2 protein-coding genes and 1 pseudogene are annotated in these 1656 nt (G+C 43.5%); 1 reads left to right on the forward strand and 2 read right to left on the reverse strand.

Annotated features, from left to right (window positions below):
• Window positions 1-196: 196 nt before the first annotated feature.
• Window positions 197-436 (reverse strand): metal-sensing transcriptional repressor, encoded by a 240-nt coding sequence (locus AB3112_RS11340; protein WP_089109123.1) that lies wholly within the window; start codon window positions 434-436, stop codon window positions 197-199.
• 43 nt (window positions 437-479) lie between these two features.
• Window positions 480-797, reverse strand: coding sequence for a thioredoxin (gene trxA / locus AB3112_RS11345; protein WP_367334554.1), 318 nt, complete (start codon window positions 795-797; stop codon window positions 480-482).
• A gap of 172 nt (window positions 798-969) precedes the next feature.
• Here trxA and AB3112_RS11350 point away from each other — a divergent pair.
• Window positions 970-1656: pseudogene (locus tag AB3112_RS11350) on the forward strand (FAD/NAD(P)-binding oxidoreductase); the annotation flags it as partial.

Consider the following 1656-nt stretch of genomic DNA (forward strand, 5'->3'; position numbering starts at 1 on the left):
CAACGCCCATTACAATGCCCAACATACACGTTCATCCTTTCTGTGGCGAGTTGAATCGCCTTATTGATGTTATTGTACCAAAATTGGCGGCAAGTACAACCGCTATGCGTTTGCTAAAACCGGCATATGCAAAAAGCCGAATCAACACCATTCAGGTATCAATTCAGCCCCTAACTCTTTTTTGGCTAACGTTAAACTACAGTTTCGAAATCAGCTTCAAAGATGATTGCAGCTCTTCATCTGACGCATCAGCCATCTTTTGAGAAATGTTTTCAGTAATAATCATGCCCATGACCCGCTTCACACTAGCTTCTACCGCGCTCAGCTGGGTCACAACTTCAGCACAATCCCGCCCCTCAGTCATCATGGCTTGAATGCCACGCAGCTGACCTTCAGCACGCTTTAGTCGATTAATTAATTTGGGATCACAAGCCATCCGTGTTACCTCCTACAAATTACTTGGTACCACTATATCATATTTAATCAACGTATTGGGACAGTCTGGATTTGAATGCCGGTTCCGGCATGAAACCGACGATTCGATCAACGATTTGGCCGTCTTTCTTAACGATAAAAGTTGGGATTCCTTGAACCTGCATCTGCATTGCCGTCTGTTGATTTTCATCCACGTCCAGTGATTTAAAGGCAACTTTGTCTCCTAGCTCATCAGCCATCTTTTCGACAATTGGATTCATCATTTTACATGGTGGACACCAAGTCGCGTTAAAGTCGATCACAACGGTTCCCGAATCTGTTTCTTGATTAAAGTTTTGGTCATTAATTGTTTTTACTGTCATGTGAACACCTGCTCTCTTAATTGTTAAATTTATTATACCTTCCAAGGGTATGCTGGTCAACCAAATAGATTATGCTGTTTTAATAGGGTTTCTCATTTGTATTGACAATATACGGATATGGGGTATAATGATTTCAAACTTAATTAATCATTTCACAAGGAGGAACTAAAACATGTCTGAACGAATAATTATTGTTGGTGGTGTCGCTGGTGGAGCATCCGTTGCAACCCGACTGCGCCGCCTGAACGAGGATGCAGCCATCACGATGTATGAAGCGGGGCCTTACATTTCCTTTGCAAACTGCGGCTTACCTTACTACGTTGGCCAAACCATCCCTGATCGGGAAAATCTATTTGTTTCAACTCCCGAAGATATGCGCGATGATTTTAACATAGACGTCCAAGTGAATAGTAAAGTCACCGCCATTGATTCAGCAGCTAAAACCATTACCGTGCAAACCACCAACGGCACCAAAACGGACAGTTATGACAAATTAATCTTGTCTATCGGTGCCAGCCCAGTCGTTACTCATTTCCCAGGACTTGCTGAGGCCGATAATGTGTTCACCGTGCGGACAGTCCCAGATGTCGATAAAATAACGGCCTATATCAAACAGCATTCACCAAGGCATGCCACTGTCGTTGGTGGCGGCTTTATTGGTCTGTAAATGGTCGAGAACTTGCGTGAACGCGGTCTGAATGTGACCTTAGTTGAAGCAACGCCTCAGGTCATGCCTAACTTAGACTTTGAAATGGCACAATTCTTACATGAGCATTTAGCTTTAAACAACGTGGATGTCCGGCTTAACACTAAATTGGAAGCGTTTGCTGATAACGGTCATACGCTTCAACTAGCTGAC

Source organism: Lentilactobacillus sp., from assembly GCF_040773105.1.
Classification (GTDB): domain Bacteria; phylum Bacillota; class Bacilli; order Lactobacillales; family Lactobacillaceae; genus Lentilactobacillus; species Lentilactobacillus parabuchneri.